This is a genomic window from Paenalicyclobacillus cellulosilyticus, assembly GCF_014647315.1.
In the GTDB taxonomy this organism is placed as follows: domain Bacteria; phylum Bacillota; class Bacilli; order Alicyclobacillales; family Alicyclobacillaceae; genus Alicyclobacillus_J; species Alicyclobacillus_J cellulosilyticus.
Genome location: NZ_BMOY01000007.1, coordinates 17,162 through 33,964, shown reverse-complemented (window position 1 = coordinate 33,964; position 16,803 = coordinate 17,162). Strand labels below are relative to the sequence as shown.

The 16,803-nt window shown below is 65.5% G+C and carries 15 protein-coding genes; 5 read left to right on the top strand and 10 right to left on the bottom strand.

Annotated features, from left to right (window positions below; genetic code table 11):
• The first annotated feature begins 65 nt into the window (after window positions 1-65).
• Together IEX97_RS03480 and IEX97_RS03475 are read left to right on the top strand one after the other, a co-directional pair.
• On the top strand, window positions 66-545 hold the full coding sequence (locus tag IEX97_RS03480; RefSeq protein ID WP_188881161.1) for a hypothetical protein: 480 nt from the start codon (window positions 66-68) through the stop codon (window positions 543-545).
• A 12-nt stretch (window positions 546-557) separates the two neighbouring features.
• The gene (locus IEX97_RS03475; RefSeq protein ID WP_188881160.1) at window positions 558-1,019 is read left to right on the top strand and encodes a hypothetical protein; all 462 of its coding nucleotides are present in this window, start codon (window positions 558-560) and stop codon (window positions 1,017-1,019) included.
• Between the two features lie 124 nt (window positions 1,020-1,143).
• On the opposite strand, the gene IEX97_RS03470 is transcribed toward IEX97_RS03475, so the two are convergent.
• The 4 genes from IEX97_RS03470 to IEX97_RS03455 all read right to left on the bottom strand — a co-directional run bounded on the left by IEX97_RS03470 (window position 1,144) and on the right by IEX97_RS03455 (window position 5,761).
• Window positions 1,144-2,412: an aminopeptidase gene (locus tag IEX97_RS03470; RefSeq protein ID WP_229776336.1), complete on the bottom strand. Its 1,269-nt coding sequence runs from the start codon at window positions 2,410-2,412 to the stop codon at window positions 1,144-1,146.
• 139 nt (window positions 2,413-2,551) lie between these two features.
• Window positions 2,552-3,820 (bottom strand): sensor histidine kinase, encoded by a 1,269-nt coding sequence (locus IEX97_RS03465; protein WP_188881159.1) that lies wholly within the window; start codon window positions 3,818-3,820, stop codon window positions 2,552-2,554.
• A gap of 1 nt (window position 3,821) precedes the next feature.
• Complete coding sequence (locus IEX97_RS03460; RefSeq protein ID WP_229776334.1) at window positions 3,822-4,523, bottom strand: response regulator transcription factor; 702 nt, start codon at window positions 4,521-4,523, stop codon at window positions 3,822-3,824.
• A gap of 281 nt (window positions 4,524-4,804) precedes the next feature.
• On the bottom strand, window positions 4,805-5,761 hold the full coding sequence (locus IEX97_RS03455) for a hypothetical protein (protein ID WP_188881158.1): 957 nt from the start codon (window positions 5,759-5,761) through the stop codon (window positions 4,805-4,807).
• 198 nt (window positions 5,762-5,959) lie between these two features.
• Between IEX97_RS03455 and IEX97_RS03450 the strand changes: the two genes are divergently transcribed.
• From IEX97_RS03450 to IEX97_RS03440, 3 genes are all read left to right on the top strand, one after another.
• Complete coding sequence (locus IEX97_RS03450) at window positions 5,960-7,585, top strand: MDR family MFS transporter (RefSeq protein ID WP_188881157.1); 1,626 nt, start codon at window positions 5,960-5,962, stop codon at window positions 7,583-7,585.
• A complete protein-coding gene (locus IEX97_RS03445; RefSeq protein WP_229776332.1) occupies window positions 7,564-8,763 on the top strand; it encodes an MFS transporter in 1,200 nt (399 codons plus the stop codon). The genes IEX97_RS03450 and IEX97_RS03445 overlap by 22 nt, the downstream gene beginning before the upstream one ends.
• 100 nt (window positions 8,764-8,863) lie before the next feature.
• Complete coding sequence (locus IEX97_RS03440; protein ID WP_229776330.1) at window positions 8,864-10,027, top strand: DUF2264 domain-containing protein; 1,164 nt, start codon at window positions 8,864-8,866, stop codon at window positions 10,025-10,027.
• A gap of 45 nt (window positions 10,028-10,072) precedes the next feature.
• Here the strand turns inward: IEX97_RS03440 and IEX97_RS03435 are convergent, their stop codons facing one another.
• The 6 genes from IEX97_RS03435 to IEX97_RS03410 form a co-directional block, all read right to left on the bottom strand.
• Entirely contained in the window at window positions 10,073-11,545 is a 1,473-nt protein-coding gene (locus IEX97_RS03435) for a CoA-acylating methylmalonate-semialdehyde dehydrogenase (RefSeq protein ID WP_308426178.1), read from the bottom strand.
• Window positions 11,546-11,625: 80 nt separating this feature from the next.
• Window positions 11,626-12,588, bottom strand: coding sequence for an agmatinase (gene speB, locus IEX97_RS03430; RefSeq protein WP_188881156.1), 963 nt, complete (start codon window positions 12,586-12,588; stop codon window positions 11,626-11,628).
• A gap of 81 nt (window positions 12,589-12,669) precedes the next feature.
• On the bottom strand, window positions 12,670-13,503 hold the full coding sequence (locus IEX97_RS03425) for a polysaccharide deacetylase family protein (protein ID WP_229776328.1): 834 nt from the start codon (window positions 13,501-13,503) through the stop codon (window positions 12,670-12,672).
• Window positions 13,500-14,960, bottom strand: a complete 1,461-nt coding sequence (locus tag IEX97_RS03420; protein ID WP_188881155.1) for an APC family permease — start codon at window positions 14,958-14,960, stop codon at window positions 13,500-13,502. Before IEX97_RS03420 ends, IEX97_RS03425 begins: the two co-directional genes overlap by 4 nt.
• Window positions 14,961-15,044: 84 nt before the next feature.
• Window positions 15,045-15,803, bottom strand: coding sequence for an SDR family NAD(P)-dependent oxidoreductase (locus IEX97_RS03415; RefSeq protein ID WP_188881154.1), 759 nt, complete (start codon window positions 15,801-15,803; stop codon window positions 15,045-15,047).
• A gap of 57 nt (window positions 15,804-15,860) precedes the next feature.
• Window positions 15,861-16,781 (bottom strand): NAD-dependent epimerase/dehydratase family protein, encoded by a 921-nt coding sequence (locus tag IEX97_RS03410; protein WP_188881153.1) that lies wholly within the window; start codon window positions 16,779-16,781, stop codon window positions 15,861-15,863.
• Between the last annotated feature and the right edge of the window lie 22 nt (window positions 16,782-16,803).

The following is a 16,803-nucleotide window of genomic DNA, read 5'->3' as shown; positions in this document are numbered from 1 at the left end:
TGTGCCAGCCTTTTCTGTGCGCGAAACTTGATGTACCTTTAAAATACATGTGCGGGTGACATGCGATGGCTTTGCGGCGAGGTGAAACGATGCAGATTGAGCTGACTCCGGAGCAGTACCGCAAGCTGCTGATGCTCATCTTCCTCGGCGAGTGGATCTTGAACGGATCTGCGGCCAACGAGGACGGCAGGGAAGCGGTGCAGGACGTGGCGGATTACATCTATTCGTTGGCGCACCAGTTCGGCGCCGAGGACTGGGTGGAATACTGCGACAACTGCGGCGGCTACCACGCCAACCAGGCGATGGAGGAAGTCCTGTTGCCGTTCATCGACGAGTACGACGAGGAGACGTTTTGGGACGTGCTGTCCCACCATCTGGCGTACCGGGATGTCATGGCGACGGTCGGCCCGGATCAAGAGATGACGAAAGAACTGGAGCTCAAGCTCTGGCGGCGGAAGGAACAGTACGAGCAAGAGTTCCAAAAGCACGGGCTCGATCACGTCCGCCTCGTGTTCCATGGCGGCAAGGCGAAAAAGAAGAGCTGAGAGGGGATCGCGATGCACTTGGAACTCAGTGAGGAGCAATTCCGCCGCCTGGTGGAACTGGTGTATCTCGGCAACTGGATGGCCAACGCCGCGCGGGACCAAAGCGATCGCATCGTGGCGTACGAGGAGCTGGAGCAGTACATCCTTGCGCACAGCCGCGATTTCTCCGCCGAGGATATGGTCGAATACGATGAGGAAAACGATACGTACTACGTCCGGCAAGACGTGGAGGACAAGCTCATGCGCCTCGTCGACGAGTATGAGGACGAGAGCTTCTGGGAGCTTTTGGCGCTGCGGCTCGCCGAGCGGGACGTGATGGAAGAGGTCGGTCCGGTGGCCGCGTTCACCACCACCATGCACGAGAAGCGGTGGGAGTTGGCGGACAAGTACGGTGAAGAGTTCGAGAAGTACGGTCTGCGCCGCCTGCGCGTCGTGGAAGGCAGCCAGCGCCGCAAGCACAAGCAGGAGAAATAAAGGCCGGGCCGTGCCAACGGGAACGAATCCCTGGCAACCGTTCACCGAACCCCCGCTCTGTACCGCGGCGTCAGGCGGCGCCGCCGTGTCCCAACGGCAGCGCCACGCCCGTCCGTCTTCGTCTTCACACCGGCGTCGCCCAACGGCCGGCCCGGAAGATGGGCACCGTCTTTCCGTCCGCCGTGACCGCGTCGATGTCGAGCTCCGGGCTGCCGATCATGAAATCGACGTGCATCAGGCTGGTGTTGAGGCCGAGCTCCCCCCAGCGCTCCCGCGGCACGTCATGCCCGCCCTCCACGAGCGGGTATGCGCTGCCGATGGCGAGGTGGCACGAGGCGTTCTCGTCGAACAGCGTGTTGTAAAACAGCCGCCCTATCTGCGCGATGGGCGAATCCACAGGCACCAGCGCCACTTCCCCAAGGTAATGGCTGCCCTCGTCCGCCTCGATGATGCTCGCCAAGGCTTCCTGGCCGGAGTCTGCTTCATAAGAGACGATGCGCCCGCCCTCGAAACGCAGGCGGATGCCCTCGATGACCGAACCGTGGTGGTTGAGCGGCATGGTGCTCGTCACCGTCCCGTCCACGCCTTCTTTGCGCGGTGACGTGAACACCTCTTCCGTCGGCATGTTCGGGACAAACCGCACCCCGCGCGGCGTCTTGTGACTCGCCGCCGTCCAGATGTGGCGGGGCGCCAGCTCCACCCACAGGTCGGTCCCCGGGGCTTGGTAGTGGAGCTTGTGGATGGACAAACGGTTCAACCAGTCGGCCCGCCGCTGCAATGTTGCAATGTGCCGCTCCCAGTCGGCGACGGGGTCTTCTCCGTCCGCCCGTGCCGCCCGGAGGATGGCCCGCCACAGGGCTGTAAACCGGTCCTCCCGCGGCAACTCCGGAAACACGGCGTCCGCCCAAGCCTGCGTCGGTGCCGAGACGAGCGTCCAGCTGTACTCGTAGTTTGTCCGCTTGTCGGTAAACGGGCGAAACACCGCACTCATCGTCCGCTCCGCTTGCGTGACGCGCACCGGATCGATCCCGTCGTACAGCTTCGGGTCGGTGGCCGGCATGCCGATGGACGCCGCGCCCTCCTCCGACAACCGCTCGACCCATTCCAACTGCCAGCGAATCCGCGCCTCCAGCGTGTCGAGCGCGCCCCGCCGCACCGTCTCGCGCAGCCAGTGCTCGTCCCCCCAGTCCACCTGGACGAACTTCGCCCCCGCGTCGTACGCCGCCTCCGTCAGCATCCGGGCAAACGGCACCTGGTCGGGCAACACCGGCCGGATGCCGTAGCCGATGATGAGGTGTTCGCCCGGCTGCAGGTTCACACCCACCCGCACCGCCAGCTCCGCGTATTTTCGCATCTGCACCGCCAAATCGCCGTGCCATGGCGCTTGTGCCACGAAGACCACCTGCCCCTTTCCCATCCATCGCGCGCGAGTCTTGAGAGACAGCGGGCCGAGGCGCGAAAGCGACGGCCACCTGTCCCCTGGCAACCCATCCCTTATCATAGCCAGAACCCTGGCGGTCGACGCAACCCGTTTACGCCCGCAGCACCACCGTGAACTCCGAACCCTGCCCCGGCGTGCTGCGGACCGTGATCCGACCGCGGTGCATCTGGACAATCCAGCGCGCGATGGCCAGCCCCAGCCCGGCTCCCCCTGCCGCGCGCACCCGGGCCTGGTCCCCGCGGTAGAAGCGGTCGAAGATGCGCCGCAGCTCGTCACGGCGAATGCCGATGCCGGTATCCTGCACGTGCACGCGCACAAACCGCCCGTGCGGCACCAGGCGCACCGTCACCGTCCCGCCTTCCGGCGTGTACTTAACGGCGTTGTCGATGAGGATGGCGAACAGCTGCCGCAGCCGGTCGGCGTCGCCGACGACCACCGCCTCCCCCTCCCGCCCGGGCGGCGGCAGTTCGACCTGCAAGCGCAGGCCCTTCGCCTCGGCCAAAGGGCACATGGCTTCGCACACCTCGCGCAGGACGGGGACAAGCGGCACCCGCGCGCGTTGGATGGCGATCTCGTTCGAGTCGGCGCGCGCCAACGTGAGCAAGTCGTCGGTCAGGCGCGCCAGCCGCCGCGCCTCCTCCTTGATGGCCGACAGCCATTCGAGGTTGTCGAGCACTGTTTGCTCCAGGTGGCCGAGCACGACGTCGAGATTCGCCTGGATGACCGCGATGGGCGTGCGCAATTCGTGCGACGCGTCGGCGACGAACTGCTGCTGCCTGCGCCACGAGCGGGCAATCGGCTGCAAGGCGCGGTGCGAGGCGAAAAATCCGGCCGCGAGCGCCAGCGCCACCCCGCCCACGCCGACCCAGAGCAATACCTGCCGCAGCCGTGCCAGCGATTCCACGTCGTGGTTGACGTTGAGCGCCAGCTGCAACCATCCTTCCGATTGGCCGTACTGGTTGGTGAAATGGATGCTGATGACCCGGTACCAGGCGTGATCGTCCGGGACATAGGTGGTCTGCTTGTCGAGGGAGTACGCATAAGGCAGCGATTTAGCCACCTTCGGGTTGGTTCCGGCCAGCACGTGGCCGAGGGCATCGCGCAGGACGATGGCCGACACCTTCGGATAGAGGGTTTCCAGGCGTTTGAGGTCGACGAACAGCTGTGGGAACTGGCCGTGGTTGAGGGCGTTCAACACATTGGCCGCCAACGGGCGCGCGGTGGTGAGCAGGATGTGGTCCTCGTCCTCGACGGTGAGGCGCTGCATCCAAAGATAGATGGAACCAGCTGTCAAGATGTAGAGCAACAGGACCAAGCCGGTCAAGAGCAGGGTCAGCTTGGCGCGGGCGCTCGAAAACATGTCATGCCCCCTTCAACATGTAGCCGACACCGCGCACCGTCTCGATCACCGGCAGGCCGTCCGCCGCGGTGCGCCCGAGCTTCTGCGCATGTGCCGCCAGCTTGCGGCGCAGCATGTGGACGTAGATTTCGACCACGTTGACGTCGGCCGCCGTATCGTAGCCCCAGACCCGTTCCAGGATGAGCACCTTGGGCAGGACGCGGCCAGGGTTGCGCATGAACAGCTCCATCAGTTGAAACTCCTTGCCGCTCAAATGCAGCGGCTCGCCGAACAGCGTGATCGATCTCGTCACCAAGTCCAGGCAAAGCGCCCCGCACTGCAGGCTCTGCGCACCCATGAACGCGCCGCTGCGCCGGGTGAGCGCACGCACGCGGGCCAGCAACTCAGGGAGTGCAAACGGTTTCACCAAGTAGTCGTCGGCACCCGCGTCCAGGCCTTCGACGCGGCTCTCCACCCCGTCCTTGGCGGTCAACAGGAGGATGGCGGTCGAGTCTTTCTCCTGGCGCAGCGTGCGCACCACGTCGTACCCGGAGAGCTTGGGCATCATCACGTCGACGATGAGCAGGTCGTAGGTGCCCGTGCGGGCCATGTCGAGCCCGGTCTCCCCGTCGTGCGCCACGTCGACCTCGTAGTGGTGTTCGCGCAGGCTTTGCTGCAGCGCGCGCGCGAACGCCGCTTCGTCGTCCATCAGCAAGATGCGCACCCGTCTCCCCTCCGCTTTCATTATAACGCACAAATGGCGCGCGCCCTGGTCACCAGCCAGATTTGGGCGACGCGCCACCTGTGCATCAAGGAGCATCTATGCCCCCCTGCCGCGGCCCGCTGGGATACGGGGAGGCAAAGCGGCCGCCGCAGGAGGTCCAACCCTCGCGGCGAGGGGAACGGGGGGATGGTTCACCTCACCGGACGAGGGAATGGAACCGGCACACTTTGAACATACCGCGCCGCGGACGCGTCCATACGCCGGGACGCTGCGCGTGCGCGTTATTGGGCAGCGGCTTGCGCCGTGACGGTGATGGTCACGCTCTCCGACACCTTGCCCTGCGTGTAGGTCACGGTGTAGACGCCGGGCGTGGCACCGGGCAGGACCGTGATGGTGCCCGTCGTCGGATCGATGCTGACGCCTTTCGCGCCGGACGGCCCGGACAGCTTGTAGACGCCGTTGGCGCTGAGCACGTTGCCGGCTGCATCCTTCACCGTCGGTTGCGCCGCCACCACGTCCGTCACCGGCGCCGACCCGTCGGCGGGCACGGTGACGGTGGACGCCACGTACGCCAAGCCGGTGATGCTGGCGGGGACGGACGCGGACGCCTGCGGTTTCTCAAGCTGGATCCACAGATTCGTGTAGTGGATCACCGCCGCCTGCAGGTGAAAGATGGACGACTGCAGCTCCTGCAGGGCCCCGGCCAACGGTTTCTTCTGCCACTGCGACGCCTGGCGCTGCAATTGCTTGATTTGGAAGTTGATCTGGTTCAACTGCGCCATAAGCGCCTGGCGATTCTGCAGATCCGCGCGCGCCTGCGCCCCGCGATGGTTCCCTTTGTTTCCTTTGCTCGCCTGTTGATCCGACTTGATCTGCGACTCAAGCTTGGCTTTCTGCTGCAACAAGGCTTGCAGCGTCGCGTTGGTCTGCTGCTCCGCCGGGATGGTCGCCTCGGCGTTGGCCAGCGCCTGTTCGGCCACGTACAAGGCGGCGATTTGCTGGTTGAGCGTGTCGATGGTCGCCTTGAGCTTGGCGATGGTGTCGTTGTTGACGTTGCCCGCTTCGGCTTGCTGCAGCAGTTGCGCCTCCAACTGCTGGTTGTGCTGATAGTGCGCGGTGAACTCCGCCTGCTGATCCGCCGCGCCCCGGGCCCACACCGCAGGCGCGCTCACCAACCCGGTCGCCAGGCACGCCGCCAACGCGCTCGCCAAGGCCTGGTTCTTGTTCCACCGTATCATCTCCCGCACCTCCTGCGCTCGTGCTGTCCTTCTGATGTGCAATCTACAGGGCCTCGCTTAAAACGGCCTTAAAGCGCCATCCCTGCAAGCGACCCGGTGCCCCCCTCACCCGATGAAGCGCACGGCTGTCGCCGCCTCCGGAAACCTGCTATCATGGACCTGATTGACTGCATCCGGCATCCAGGCGGAGGGAAAGTCATGCAGAGAACGACCAACCGCGTCTTGGTCACCGTCGCCATGATGGTCGCCACCCTGCTCGTGGCCATCGACGTCACCGTCGTCGGCACCGCCATGCCGCGCATCGTCGCGGACCTCGGCGGGCTCGACCTGATGAGCTGGGTGTTCGCCATCTACACCCTGACGACGGCGGTCACCACGCCTATCTACGGGAAGCTGGCCGATCTCTACGGCCGCAAGGTGGTCTTCACCATCGGCGTCGTCCTGTTCGTGCTCGGTTCGATGCTCTCGGGTCTCGCCCACACCATGACGCAGCTCATTTGGTTCCGCGCCTTCCAGGGCATCGGCGCGGGAGCTGTGATGCCGGTGACGTTCACCATCATCGGCGATTTGTTCCCGGGGGAACAGCGGGCGAAGATGCAGGGGCTGTTCAGCGCTGTGTGGGGCATCGCCGGCCTCATCGGACCGCTGGTCGGCGGCTTCTTTGTCGATCACGTCACATGGCGCTGGATCTTCTTCATCAACCTGCCGGTGGGCGCGGTCTCCCTGCTGCTTGTCTGGGTGGCGCTGCATGAATCGTTTCATCGCGCACGGCGGCCCATCGACTATCTCGGCGCAGCCACGTTCACGGCCGGCGCATCGCTTCTGTTGTACGCCCTGCTGAGCGGCGGGCAGAAATACGCCTGGAACTCGCCCACCCTCATCGGCCTGTTCGCCGGGGCGGTGGCGCTGCTCGCGCTGTTCGTCGCCATCGAGGCGAGGGCGCCGGAGCCGATGCTGCCGCTGCGCCTGTTCCGCATGCGCGTCATCACCATGTCGAACCTGGTCGGCTTCTTCAGCGCGGCGGTGCTCATCGGCATCACCGCCTACCTGCCGATGTGGATTCAAGGCATCTTGGGCTTCAGCGCCACTAACTCCGGCCTCACGCTCTTGCCGATGTCCATCGCCTGGCCCATCGGCAGCACCCTGGCCGGGAGATTCATGTACCGCATCGGATCGAAGACGACGGCCGTCATCGGCGGCGTGCTCATCACGCTCGGCGCGGCCTGGCTCAGCCGCGCGGAAGTGGACGCGCCCGCCTGGTGGTTCACGGCCATCATGGTGGTGGTGGGCCTCGGCATGGGCTACTGCACCACGCCCATCACGGTGCTCGTGCAGGCGGCGGTCGGCTGGAACCTGCGCGGCGCCGCGACCGCGTCGAGCACGTTCGTCCGCTCGCTCGGCCAGACCATCGGTGTGGCGGTCTACGGCACGTACTTCAACCAGGCCCTCACCCGCTATGCCGAGGCGCACATTCCGGCACCCTACCGGCAACAGGCGATGAACGTCAACCAGTGGCTGAAGCCCGGGGGCGGGCATATTTTGACGGGCGCTCTGCTGACCCGGGTGCACGCGTTTTTGGCCAGCGGGCTGCACACGGTCTTCGCGATGGTGCTCGGCACGGCCGTCGTCACGCTCGTGTTGACGCTGCTGATGCCGTCGCACAAGCAGGCGCTCGCCACGCAGGCCGGGGGCCCCGGGGGAACCGGAGGGCGTGGATCGGGCGGTGCAGGGGGGCCAGGCGGGCCCGGGAAAAGCAGCGGATCGCCGCAGCGAGCTGAGCCGGCGGCGAACGGTGTGAACGGATGGGGCGTGAAGAGCACTTGACACGCATGGGGCAGGATGTGCGGGCGTTCTTGCGCATCCCCGGCAGCTGGCGCCTCTTCACGGCGATGCTGGCGTACGGATGCGCCCAGGGCATCCTGCGCCCGATGAATGCCATCTATCTCGCCCAACACGTCGGGCTGACCAAGTTGCAGGTATCGGTGCTCGTCTCCGTATCGCTCCTCACCGATATGGCCGTGACGCTCGGGACCGGGATCGCCAGCGACAGGGTGCGGCACAAACGGACCCTGCCCATCCTCGCCGCGGTTCTCTGCATGGCAGGGCTGTTGTGGTACCTGCATGCGGACAGCTTTCTGACGGCGCTTGGCGCCATGGTCCTGGCGACCAGTCCGGCCGGGGTCATCATGGGGCAGTTGTTCGCCATGGCGCGCAGCCATTTCACGGTCGAAGCGCCCGCCATCGCGGAAATGGCCATCGTCTGGCTGCGCGCGATGATGAGCTGCGGCTTCTTTCTCGGCCTGTTGCTCGGCGCCGAGCTGTTCACCGCCGTCTCGTTCGCCGGGGTGTTGTGGGGAAACTTCGTAAGCTATGCATTGATCCTGTTGCTGCTTGCAGGGTACCGGGAGCGCACCAGCGGCTACCGCCCGCTGCCGCAGTCCGCGATCCCGTTTCAGTGGATCGGCATCTTCGCCCTGCTCATCCTGTTGTGCGGCGACGCCATCCGCGGCCTTTATTTTCCGCTCGTCGTCGACGCCCTTTACCACAGTCCGGCCCTCGTCTCTCACCTTTGGAGTGTCCAAGCCATCTTCGAACTGCTGTGGATGACGGTGGCCGGGTACGCCGCCGCGCGCTACGGTACCGTGCGCGTCATCCGGATCGCCGCCGCGCTGGGCTTCGGCGTGTACGCGGTGTACGCGCTGCATCCCGCCTTGCCTTGGCTGGTGGCGATGCAGCCCGTGCATTCGTTCTATGTGTCGGTGCTCTACAGCGTGGGCATGAGTTACGTGCAGCGCATGTTCCTGACACGGACCGGCTTTGGCAGCTCGCTCTATCTGTTTTTGTCGCAGACCGCATCCCTGCTCGGTTATCTCACCCCGAACCTCATCCCGGGCTACTCGCCGCACATCTTCTTTGTGCCGATGGGGTTGGTGGTGGTCTCGTCGCTGCTGCTTGGGTGGGTGAAGGAACATGAGCAAACGGCGAAGCCGACGGAGGCATGAAAGCGTCTCCCGCCGACCTGAAGGTTGTGTTATCATCCACGAACATGAAAAGTCTCTCTGTGACACGGTGACGACCACCTTGAGCAAGGAGGTTGCCCCCATGCCGCATCCCTCCTCGCCCGGCCTGACGGAACGCAGTCTCTGGCTGGATACGCTTCTGCGCATCATCCACCCGGTGCTGTCCGCCCTGGCGGCGCGGGAACTCAAACGACGCATGCCCGTCGAGGCAAGGGAGCGCGATCGCGCCCGTTACACGCACCTCGAGGCGTTCAGCCGCACCTTGGTCGGCACGGCACCCTGGTTGGAGCTGCACGGGCTGACCGGCGACGAGGAGGAACGCCGGCAGCACTATGCCGCGCTGGCGCGCGAGGCGCTGGACGCGGCGACCGATCCGGGTTCGCCCGACTTCATGAACTTTACGGAAGGGGGTCAGCCCATCGTCGACACAGCGTTCTTGGCGCAGGCCATCCTGCGGGCGCCCACCGAGCTGTGGCACAAACTCACGCCGCGGGTGCAGGGGCAGATCATCGCCTGTCTTCAAGCCACGCGCTACGGCCGCAAGCCGCCATTCAACAACTGGCTGCTGTTCTCCGCGATGATCGAGACGGCCCTGCATTTCATGGGCCAGGACTGGGACCAGGTGCGGGTGGACTACGCCCTGCGGCAGTTCGAGCAGTGGTACGTGGGAGACGGGGCGTACGGCGACGGGCCATCTTTCCACTGGGATTACTACAACAGCTTCGTCATCCACCCGATGCTCGTCGACATCACGCTGCGCATGGCGCACCACCACCCGGATTGGGCGGCACTGCGCGAACCCATCCTCCGCCGGGCGCAGCGATACGCGGCCGTGCTCGAGCGGCTGATTGGCCCCGACGGATCGTACCCGCCCCTCGGGCGGTCCATCACGTACCGGTTGGGCGCGTTCCATGCCCTGGCGCAGATGGCGCTGTTGCGCCTCCTGCCGCCGGAAGTCACACCGGCGCAGGTACGGTGCGCACTGACGGCGGTGCTCCAACGGACGCTGCACGCCCCTGGCACGTTCGACCAGGACGGGTGGTTGCGCATCGGCCTCTGCGGCCATCAACCGGGCTTGGCCGAAGGTTACATCTCCACCGGCAGCCTGTATCTGTGCACCACCGGCCTGCTCCCGCTCGGCCTGCCCCCGGACGACCCGTTTTGGGCCCATCCGCCCGTCCCATGGACGGCGAAAGCCCTGTGGAACGGGGCGGATCTCCAGGCGGATCATGCGTTGGCGGAGTAAACGATGCGCTTCGTGGAATCCACGCGGCACCTCACAGGCGGTCGTTCACAGGTGGTCGTAGCGGGCGGTGACCATTTTCTTCCTTGTGTAGAACTCCACCCCGTCACGGCCGTTGGCATGCAGATCCCCGTAGAACGACTTCTTCCATCCGGAGAACGGGAAAAACGCCATCGGAGCCGGCACGCCGACGTTGACCCCGAGCATGCCGGCGTCAATCTCTTCCCGGAACTTGCGGATGGCGCGCGCGTCGTGGGTGAAGATGCAGGCACCGTTGGCAAACTCGGATTGGTTCGCAATCGCGATGGCTTCATCGAGGTCCTTCGCCCGCACGATGGACAGCACCGGCGCGAAGATCTCGTCGGTCCACAGCTTCATCCCCGGTCGCACGTGGTCGAAAATCGTCGGCCCCACGAAATACCCAGGCCCGCGCACCGCTTCGTCCTTTCGCCCGTCGCGGACCAGCAGCGCACCCTCCTGTTCGCCCAACTCGATGTACCGCAAGGTCCGCTCTTTGTGTGCCTCGCGGATGACGGGGCCAAGAAAAACATCTTCGTCCAATCCGTTGCCGATTTTGATTTCATCCGCCGCCCGCACCAGTTTCTCCACCAGGGCGTCGGCGATGGAGCCGACCGGCACCACCACCGAAGCGGCCATGCAACGCTCACCCGCGGATCCGAACGCCGCCGTGATGATCTGTTTCACCGCCTGGTCGAGATCGGCGTCGGGCATGACGATGGTGTGGTTCTTTGCGCCGGCCAACGCCTGCACGCGCTTGCCGTGCGCGGCCGCCTTCCGGTACACATACTCGGCCACCGGCTGCGATCCGACGAACGAAATGGCCCGGATGTCCTCGTGCTCCAACATGGCGTTGACCACGTCGTTCGCGCCATGGACGACGTTGAGCACCCCGTCCGGGAGACCGGCTTCCGCGAACAGCTCCGCCAGGCGGTTGGCGGACAGCGGCGCCCGCTCCGACGGCTTGAGCACCACCGTGTTGCCGCAGGCGATGGCGAGCGGGAACATCCAGGCCGGGACCATCATCGGAAAGTTGAACGGGGTGATGCCCGCGACGACGCCGAGGGGATAACGGTACATCCCCGACTCCATATCGGTGGCGATGTCCGGCAACTGCGACCCCATCATCAAGGTCGGGACGCCGGCGGCAAACTCGACACACTCGATGCCGCGCTGCACCTCGCCGTACGCGTCCTTGTAGCTCTTGCCGTTCTCCGTGGTGATGAGCCGGGCAAGTTCGTCCCAGTGCTCCACCAGCAACTGTTGAAAACGAAACAAAATTCTCGCCCGCTTCGGCACCGGTGTGCGGCTCCAGGTCCGAAACGCCTCTTTGGCCGCCGCGACCGCCGCCGCCACGTCCTCGCGCGTGGACAGCGGCACCTCGGCCAACGGCTCCCCGAGCGCCGGATTGAACACCACCTCCCGAACCGTGGATTTCGACTCGACCCACTTCCCGCCGATGAAGTTTTTCAAAATGGGCGCGGACTTCATCTGAATATGCATGGTCACCCACGCTCCCTCCACATCATCTGCTATCCACGCGGTTTCTCCATGTTCGGCCTGCACGCGCACGATGCCCGCCGCTAACCGGGTTGGCCTGCGGCGTCCCGTTTCGCGGCCGCCAGGAGGCTCAGGAATTCAAACACCATTGTCGCCGCGGCCAATGCCGTGATCTCCGCCACGTCGAGCGCCGGCAGCACCTCCACCACATCAAAACCGACGAGGTGCAGACCCTTGAGGCCGTGCACCAGCGCCAGCGCCTCATGGGTGGTGAATCCCCCAATCTCCGGCGTCCCCGTCCCCGGTGCGTACGCCGGATCCAGGCAATCGATGTCGAAGCTCACGAACACCTTCGCACGCCCGGCTCGCTCGCGGGCCGCCGTCATGACGCCGTCCAGGCCGCGCTGACGGACCTCGTCGATGGTCCACACCGCAAAGCCCAGGCGCCTGCCTTCCTCGATGTCGTCCGGGTCATACACCGTCCCGCGGATGCCAATCTGCGTCGATCGCGCCGGATCCAACAGCCCCTCTTCCACCGCCCTGCGAAACGGTGTTCCATGGGTGTACCGCTCACCCCAATACTCGTCCCAGGTGTCGCCGTGGGCGTCGAAATGGATTAGCGACAGCGGACCGTGGTGTTTCGCCAGCGCGCGCAATTCCGCCAACGCGATGGAATGATCGCCGCCAAGCGTGATTGGCACCGCGCCCTGGCTGACCCAGCCGGACACCGCTGCTTCAATCAGGTCATGGCTGCGCGACGTGTTGCCCGGGATGACCATGGCGTCACCGCCGTCCACCACCCGCAGCCAATCGAGCGGCCGCACCCGGTGATGGACGTTGGCCGGACGAAGCAAGGAAGAAATCCGGCGGATGGCTTCCGGGCCAAAGCGCGCGCCGCTCCGAAAACTGGCCGCCGTATCGAACGGCGCCCCGAGGATGACCGCATCGCATGCCACCGGCGCTGGCTCGTACGGAAGCCGCATGAACGTCCGGATGCCCTCGAAGCGTGGATAACGCATCATGTCGGATGCCACGGTCTCTTCCATCCCCTCTGTCTCAGATCGCCGGTTTCCGCAGCCGGACGGGCGAAGCATCCCGCTTGCGCGTCACAGGCGGTGGCTACGGTTTCAGTAGTCGAACACCGGTGCCTCCACCTCGCCGCTGGACCACGCGGCGTACAATTCGTCCAGCGTGCAAAACCACACGCCCGGATGCTGCTTCATCGCTTGAATGAGGTCATCGAGCATCCGGATCCGGGAGGCCCGTCCGATGACCTCCGGGTGCATGGTCAGGGTGAACACTCCCCCCGCCGCACAGAGGGCGTCGAACTCCGCCTTCCACAGCCGGAAGACCTTATCCGGCTCCTCAATGACACAGCCGCTCGCGGGCACAGCGCTGTACGCAAACTGCTCCCAGTCGTCGAGCAACCAAGTCACAGGGATCTCGAACAACGTGCGATCCGTCTCCGGAACCCGCACCAAGTACGGACGGTCGAGGCCCATGAGGCTGCTATCGTATAAAAACCCGTGCCGGTCGAGCAACACCAGGGTCTGGGGCGTCAGCTCCCACCACGGCGCCCGGTACCCGATGGGTTGGGCGCCCGTCAGCGCCGCGAGCACCGCTTTCGACCGGCGCAGGATGTCGTCCTCCTCCTCCCAGGTGAGGGTGTCGGTGCGCTCGTGGTGATACCCGTGACACCCGACCGCGTGGCCCGCGGCTGCAATGCGGCGCACCACGTCCGGGTCAATCTCGGCCGTGTAGCCGGGTATGAAGAACGTTGCTCGCAGCTGGTGCTTCGCGAGCAACTCCAGGATGCGCCCGACCCCCACGCGCCGCCCGAAGGCGGCCGCCGAGAGGAGCGACAGCCGCCGTCGGTTGGTTGGATCGGTCACCCAACCCGCCTCCGCGTCCACGTCGAAGCACAGCGCCACCGCCATGCGATACCCTTTCAACCACGTCAAGGCGCCTCACTCCCCGTGGATTCCGCAGGCATCGGATGGGCCCCTGTCGCAGGGGGCGGTGCGGACCGCGACCGCTTCCCGTACCACACCCACAGCGCGCCCGTCAGCACGACGAGGCCACCCATATACCATGCGTTGTACAAATCGCCGGGCGATGCCGGCACCGCACCCGCCGTGTATCCGATGTACGCGAGCACCAACAGCGACAGCGCGGGCAGGATGTTGACGAGGAGCGCCTGGCCCAGCGGCCGCTTCCGGAACGTCACCGCGATGAACGCCATGAGCGCCGTCATGTACGAGATCACCAACGTGATGGTGATGACATCGTAATACCACTGCAGGTCGGCGAGGGGTTTGAGCCACACGAGCAGGACGGCGTACGCCGAGATGAGCACCGTGATGACCCAAGGCACCTTCTTGCCGTTGACTCGGCCGAGCACCGCCGGCAGGTGCCCGTCCTGACTCATGCGGTACGCCGCCCGCGCCCCGGAAGTCATTGAGATCTGCAAGCCGGCGGAGGCGGAAGTGATGACGACGAAGACGGCGATCCAGTTCAGCCAGTTCGGCAGGTACTTGTGCGCCACCGCCGCAATCGGCCCGCCATCGCCGCTCTCCACAATCTTTGCCAGCTGATCCACCGGGATGGCGAACTGCCAGCCGATGGCTGCGATGCTGTAGATCACGAACGCGGCCGAGAGCACCAAGATAAGCGAGCGCTGGATGGTCCGCACGGGCACCTTGGCCTCTTCGATGAAGTTGATGGCTGAGTCGAAATTGGCGAGCATCCACAAACCAAACAGTACGCCCCGGCCGACGGCACCCCATCCTCCGGCCGCTGAGACGGAGTAGAGGCTGGAGAACGACGGATGAGCGATGTCCGGGTGGAGGATGCCGAGGAGCCCCAGCCCGACGACCACGCCCACCTCGAACACCAGGAACGTCGCCGCGGCGCGGGCTGTGATCTCAATCCCCCGCAGGCTGACCACCATAAAGGTGAGGACCATCACCGTCCCGATGACCTGCGCCAGCACCCCGCCTTTGAGCGCCGGAATGAGCGCCTGGATGTACTCGGCGCCAATCACCGCGGTCATCGGCGTGACGGTCGCCGCCATGACCACGTACGCCCAGCCGAGGATGGTGCCCGCGTCGGAGTGGAGAAACCGCGACGCGAACGTGAAGATGCCGCCCGCACTCGGCGCGAGCCGCGTCAGATACACAAGCGCCAGCGCCAACACCAGCATCGGAAACACGTAGGCGATGAGCAGCGTCAACGGCGCCGCGGTGCCCACGATGCCGTACAAGATGGACATCGAGGAAGCGGCCACCCACGCCGGCGCGTTGAAGCCGAGCGCCGCCAGCGACACGCCCAGCGTTCCCAGCTTGCTCCGGTTGAGCGTGGTGGGAATCTCCTGGATGGTGCCGTGCCGGTCGTACCCGAGAAATTCCGCGATGTTCACCCGCATCACCTTCTTTCGCAGCGCTTCTATCTCGTCCTTGTTTCCTCGTCCTTTTCCTGCCGCGCGCGGCCGCGGCGAGGGAATTCAGCCCATCATCACGCCGCCGCCGTTGACCCCCACAATCTGACCTGTCATGAAGCTCGCGCCGTCGGAAGCCAAGAAGTACACCACCGCGGCAATCTCCTCCGGTCGGCCCAAGCGCTTGAGCGGGTACCGCGCCGCCTCCTCCGCGATGTACGCCTCACCCAATTGCTCGACGAGCGGGGTGAGGGTGGCGCCCGGCGCCACGCTGTTGACCAAAATCCCGTCTCCCGCCAGCTCCCGCGCCAAACTCTTCGTCAACGCAATCACGCCGCCTTTTGCAGCCGCGTAGTGGGCCAACCGTTCGCACCCAATCTGCCCTAAGTCGGACGAGATGTTCACAATCCGCCCGCCGCCGTGGGTTTTCATGATCCGGGCCGCCTCCCGGCAGGTGTGGAACGTCCCGTACAGGTGCACCCGGATCATGCGGTCCCATTCCTCATCGGTCATCTCGGTGAACGGCGCCTCGCGCAAATAGCCCGCCGCGTTGACCAACACGTCCACTCGCGCAAGCCCCGTAAACATCGACCGCACCGCGTCCGGGTCCGCCACGTCGCAAAGGCGCAGATCGCAGACAGCCCCCAGCGCCTTCGCCTCTTCCGCCACCGCCTGGATGCCCGGCTGCTGGGGCAGGTCGTTGAGCACCAGGTGTGCCCCTTCGTGCGCGAACGCCAGCGCCACGGCTCGTCCAATGCCGCTGCCCGCGCCGGTCACCACCACCGTGCGCCGTCCCGCTGCCTCGCGGTGTACCGATGCCGCCATGCCTTCACCTTCCTCTCCCTGCTTCCACCTTTCCCGCCCCGGCCGCTGACTACCGCTTCAGTACGGGTGCTCCCGCAGCCACGCCGCGTACTGGCGGATGCCGGACGCCAAGTCGTAGCGGGGACGCCACCCCAGAACCCGCTGTGCCTTCGTGATGTCGAACACCCCGTTTTCGTCCAGTACGTCGATGGTGCCAGGACCGATGTCGATCACGGCGTCCGGAAACAACTTCTTCACCTCCGCGGCGACCTCCCAGTAGCTGTGCTGCACACCGGCCGTAATGTTGAACACCTCCGCCCCGACGCCGGGCACCGTGGCGGCTAGCCAAGCCGCGTCCGCTACATCTTCCACATGGACGTACTGGAACCGATACTCGCCGCCCTGCTCCTCCACGGTCGGCACACCGTCGATGGCGTTGCGGAGCATCGTCTTCAGGTAGCACTGCATGAACTGGCCCGGGCCGTAGATCCAACCGGGACGCAGCGACGGAATCTCCATGCCGTACAGGTCGCTGTACACCCGCGCCAAGTGCTCCGTGAACACCTTCGTGACCCCGTAGGGGGTGGTCGGCAGCAGCCGGGATGTCTCGAACACCACGCCCTCATCGCGGTTGTTGCCGTACGCGCACTCCGAGCTGAAATTCACCACCCGGCGCACCCCGGCGACACGGGCGGCCTCGAACACCGCCGCCGTGCCCAGGGCGTTGACCATCACGGTCTGGTACGGCACCTCGCGCGACACCACCGGGTGGCTGATGGCCGCCGTGTGGATGACGCGCGCCACCCGGTGGCGCTGCATCAACTCCACCAACCGGCCCACGTCGAGGATGTCCGCCTGGTAGTAATGGTGCCCTGGGTCGCCTGTGTTGCCCTCCGTGAAGCGCCGGTCGATGCTCACGACCTCTTCTCCCTGCTGCCGCAGCTTGCGCACCAGGGTGGCGCCGACAAACCCGCATCCGCCCGTGATGAGCGTCGTCAAACGCAGCCCTCCCTCCATCGCC

Excerpts from the sequence above, each read along its gene's own strand:
- IEX97_RS03455 (WP_188881158.1), bottom strand. The coding sequence starts at position 5,761 with ATGATACGGTGGAACAAGAACCAGGCCTTGGCGAGCGCGTTGGCGGCG.
- IEX97_RS03435 (WP_308426178.1), bottom strand. The coding sequence starts at position 11,545 with ATGCATATTCAGATGAAGTCCGCGCCCATTTTGAAAAACTTCATCGGC.
- speB (WP_188881156.1), bottom strand. The coding sequence starts at position 12,588 with ATGGAAGAGACCGTGGCATCCGACATGATGCGTTATCCACGCTTCGAG.
- IEX97_RS03415 (WP_188881154.1), bottom strand. The coding sequence starts at position 15,803 with ATGGCGGCATCGGTACACCGCGAGGCAGCGGGACGGCGCACGGTGGTG.
- IEX97_RS03450 (WP_188881157.1), top strand. The coding sequence starts at position 5,960 with ATGCAGAGAACGACCAACCGCGTCTTGGTCACCGTCGCCATGATGGTC.
- IEX97_RS03440 (WP_229776330.1), top strand. The coding sequence starts at position 8,864 with ATGCCGCATCCCTCCTCGCCCGGCCTGACGGAACGCAGTCTCTGGCTG.
- IEX97_RS03475 (WP_188881160.1), top strand. The coding sequence starts at position 558 with ATGCACTTGGAACTCAGTGAGGAGCAATTCCGCCGCCTGGTGGAACTG.
- IEX97_RS03480 (WP_188881161.1), top strand. The coding sequence starts at position 66 with ATGGCTTTGCGGCGAGGTGAAACGATGCAGATTGAGCTGACTCCGGAG.
- IEX97_RS03445 (WP_229776332.1), top strand. The coding sequence starts at position 7,564 with ATGGGGCGTGAAGAGCACTTGACACGCATGGGGCAGGATGTGCGGGCG.
- IEX97_RS03465 (WP_188881159.1), bottom strand. The coding sequence starts at position 3,820 with ATGTTTTCGAGCGCCCGCGCCAAGCTGACCCTGCTCTTGACCGGCTTG.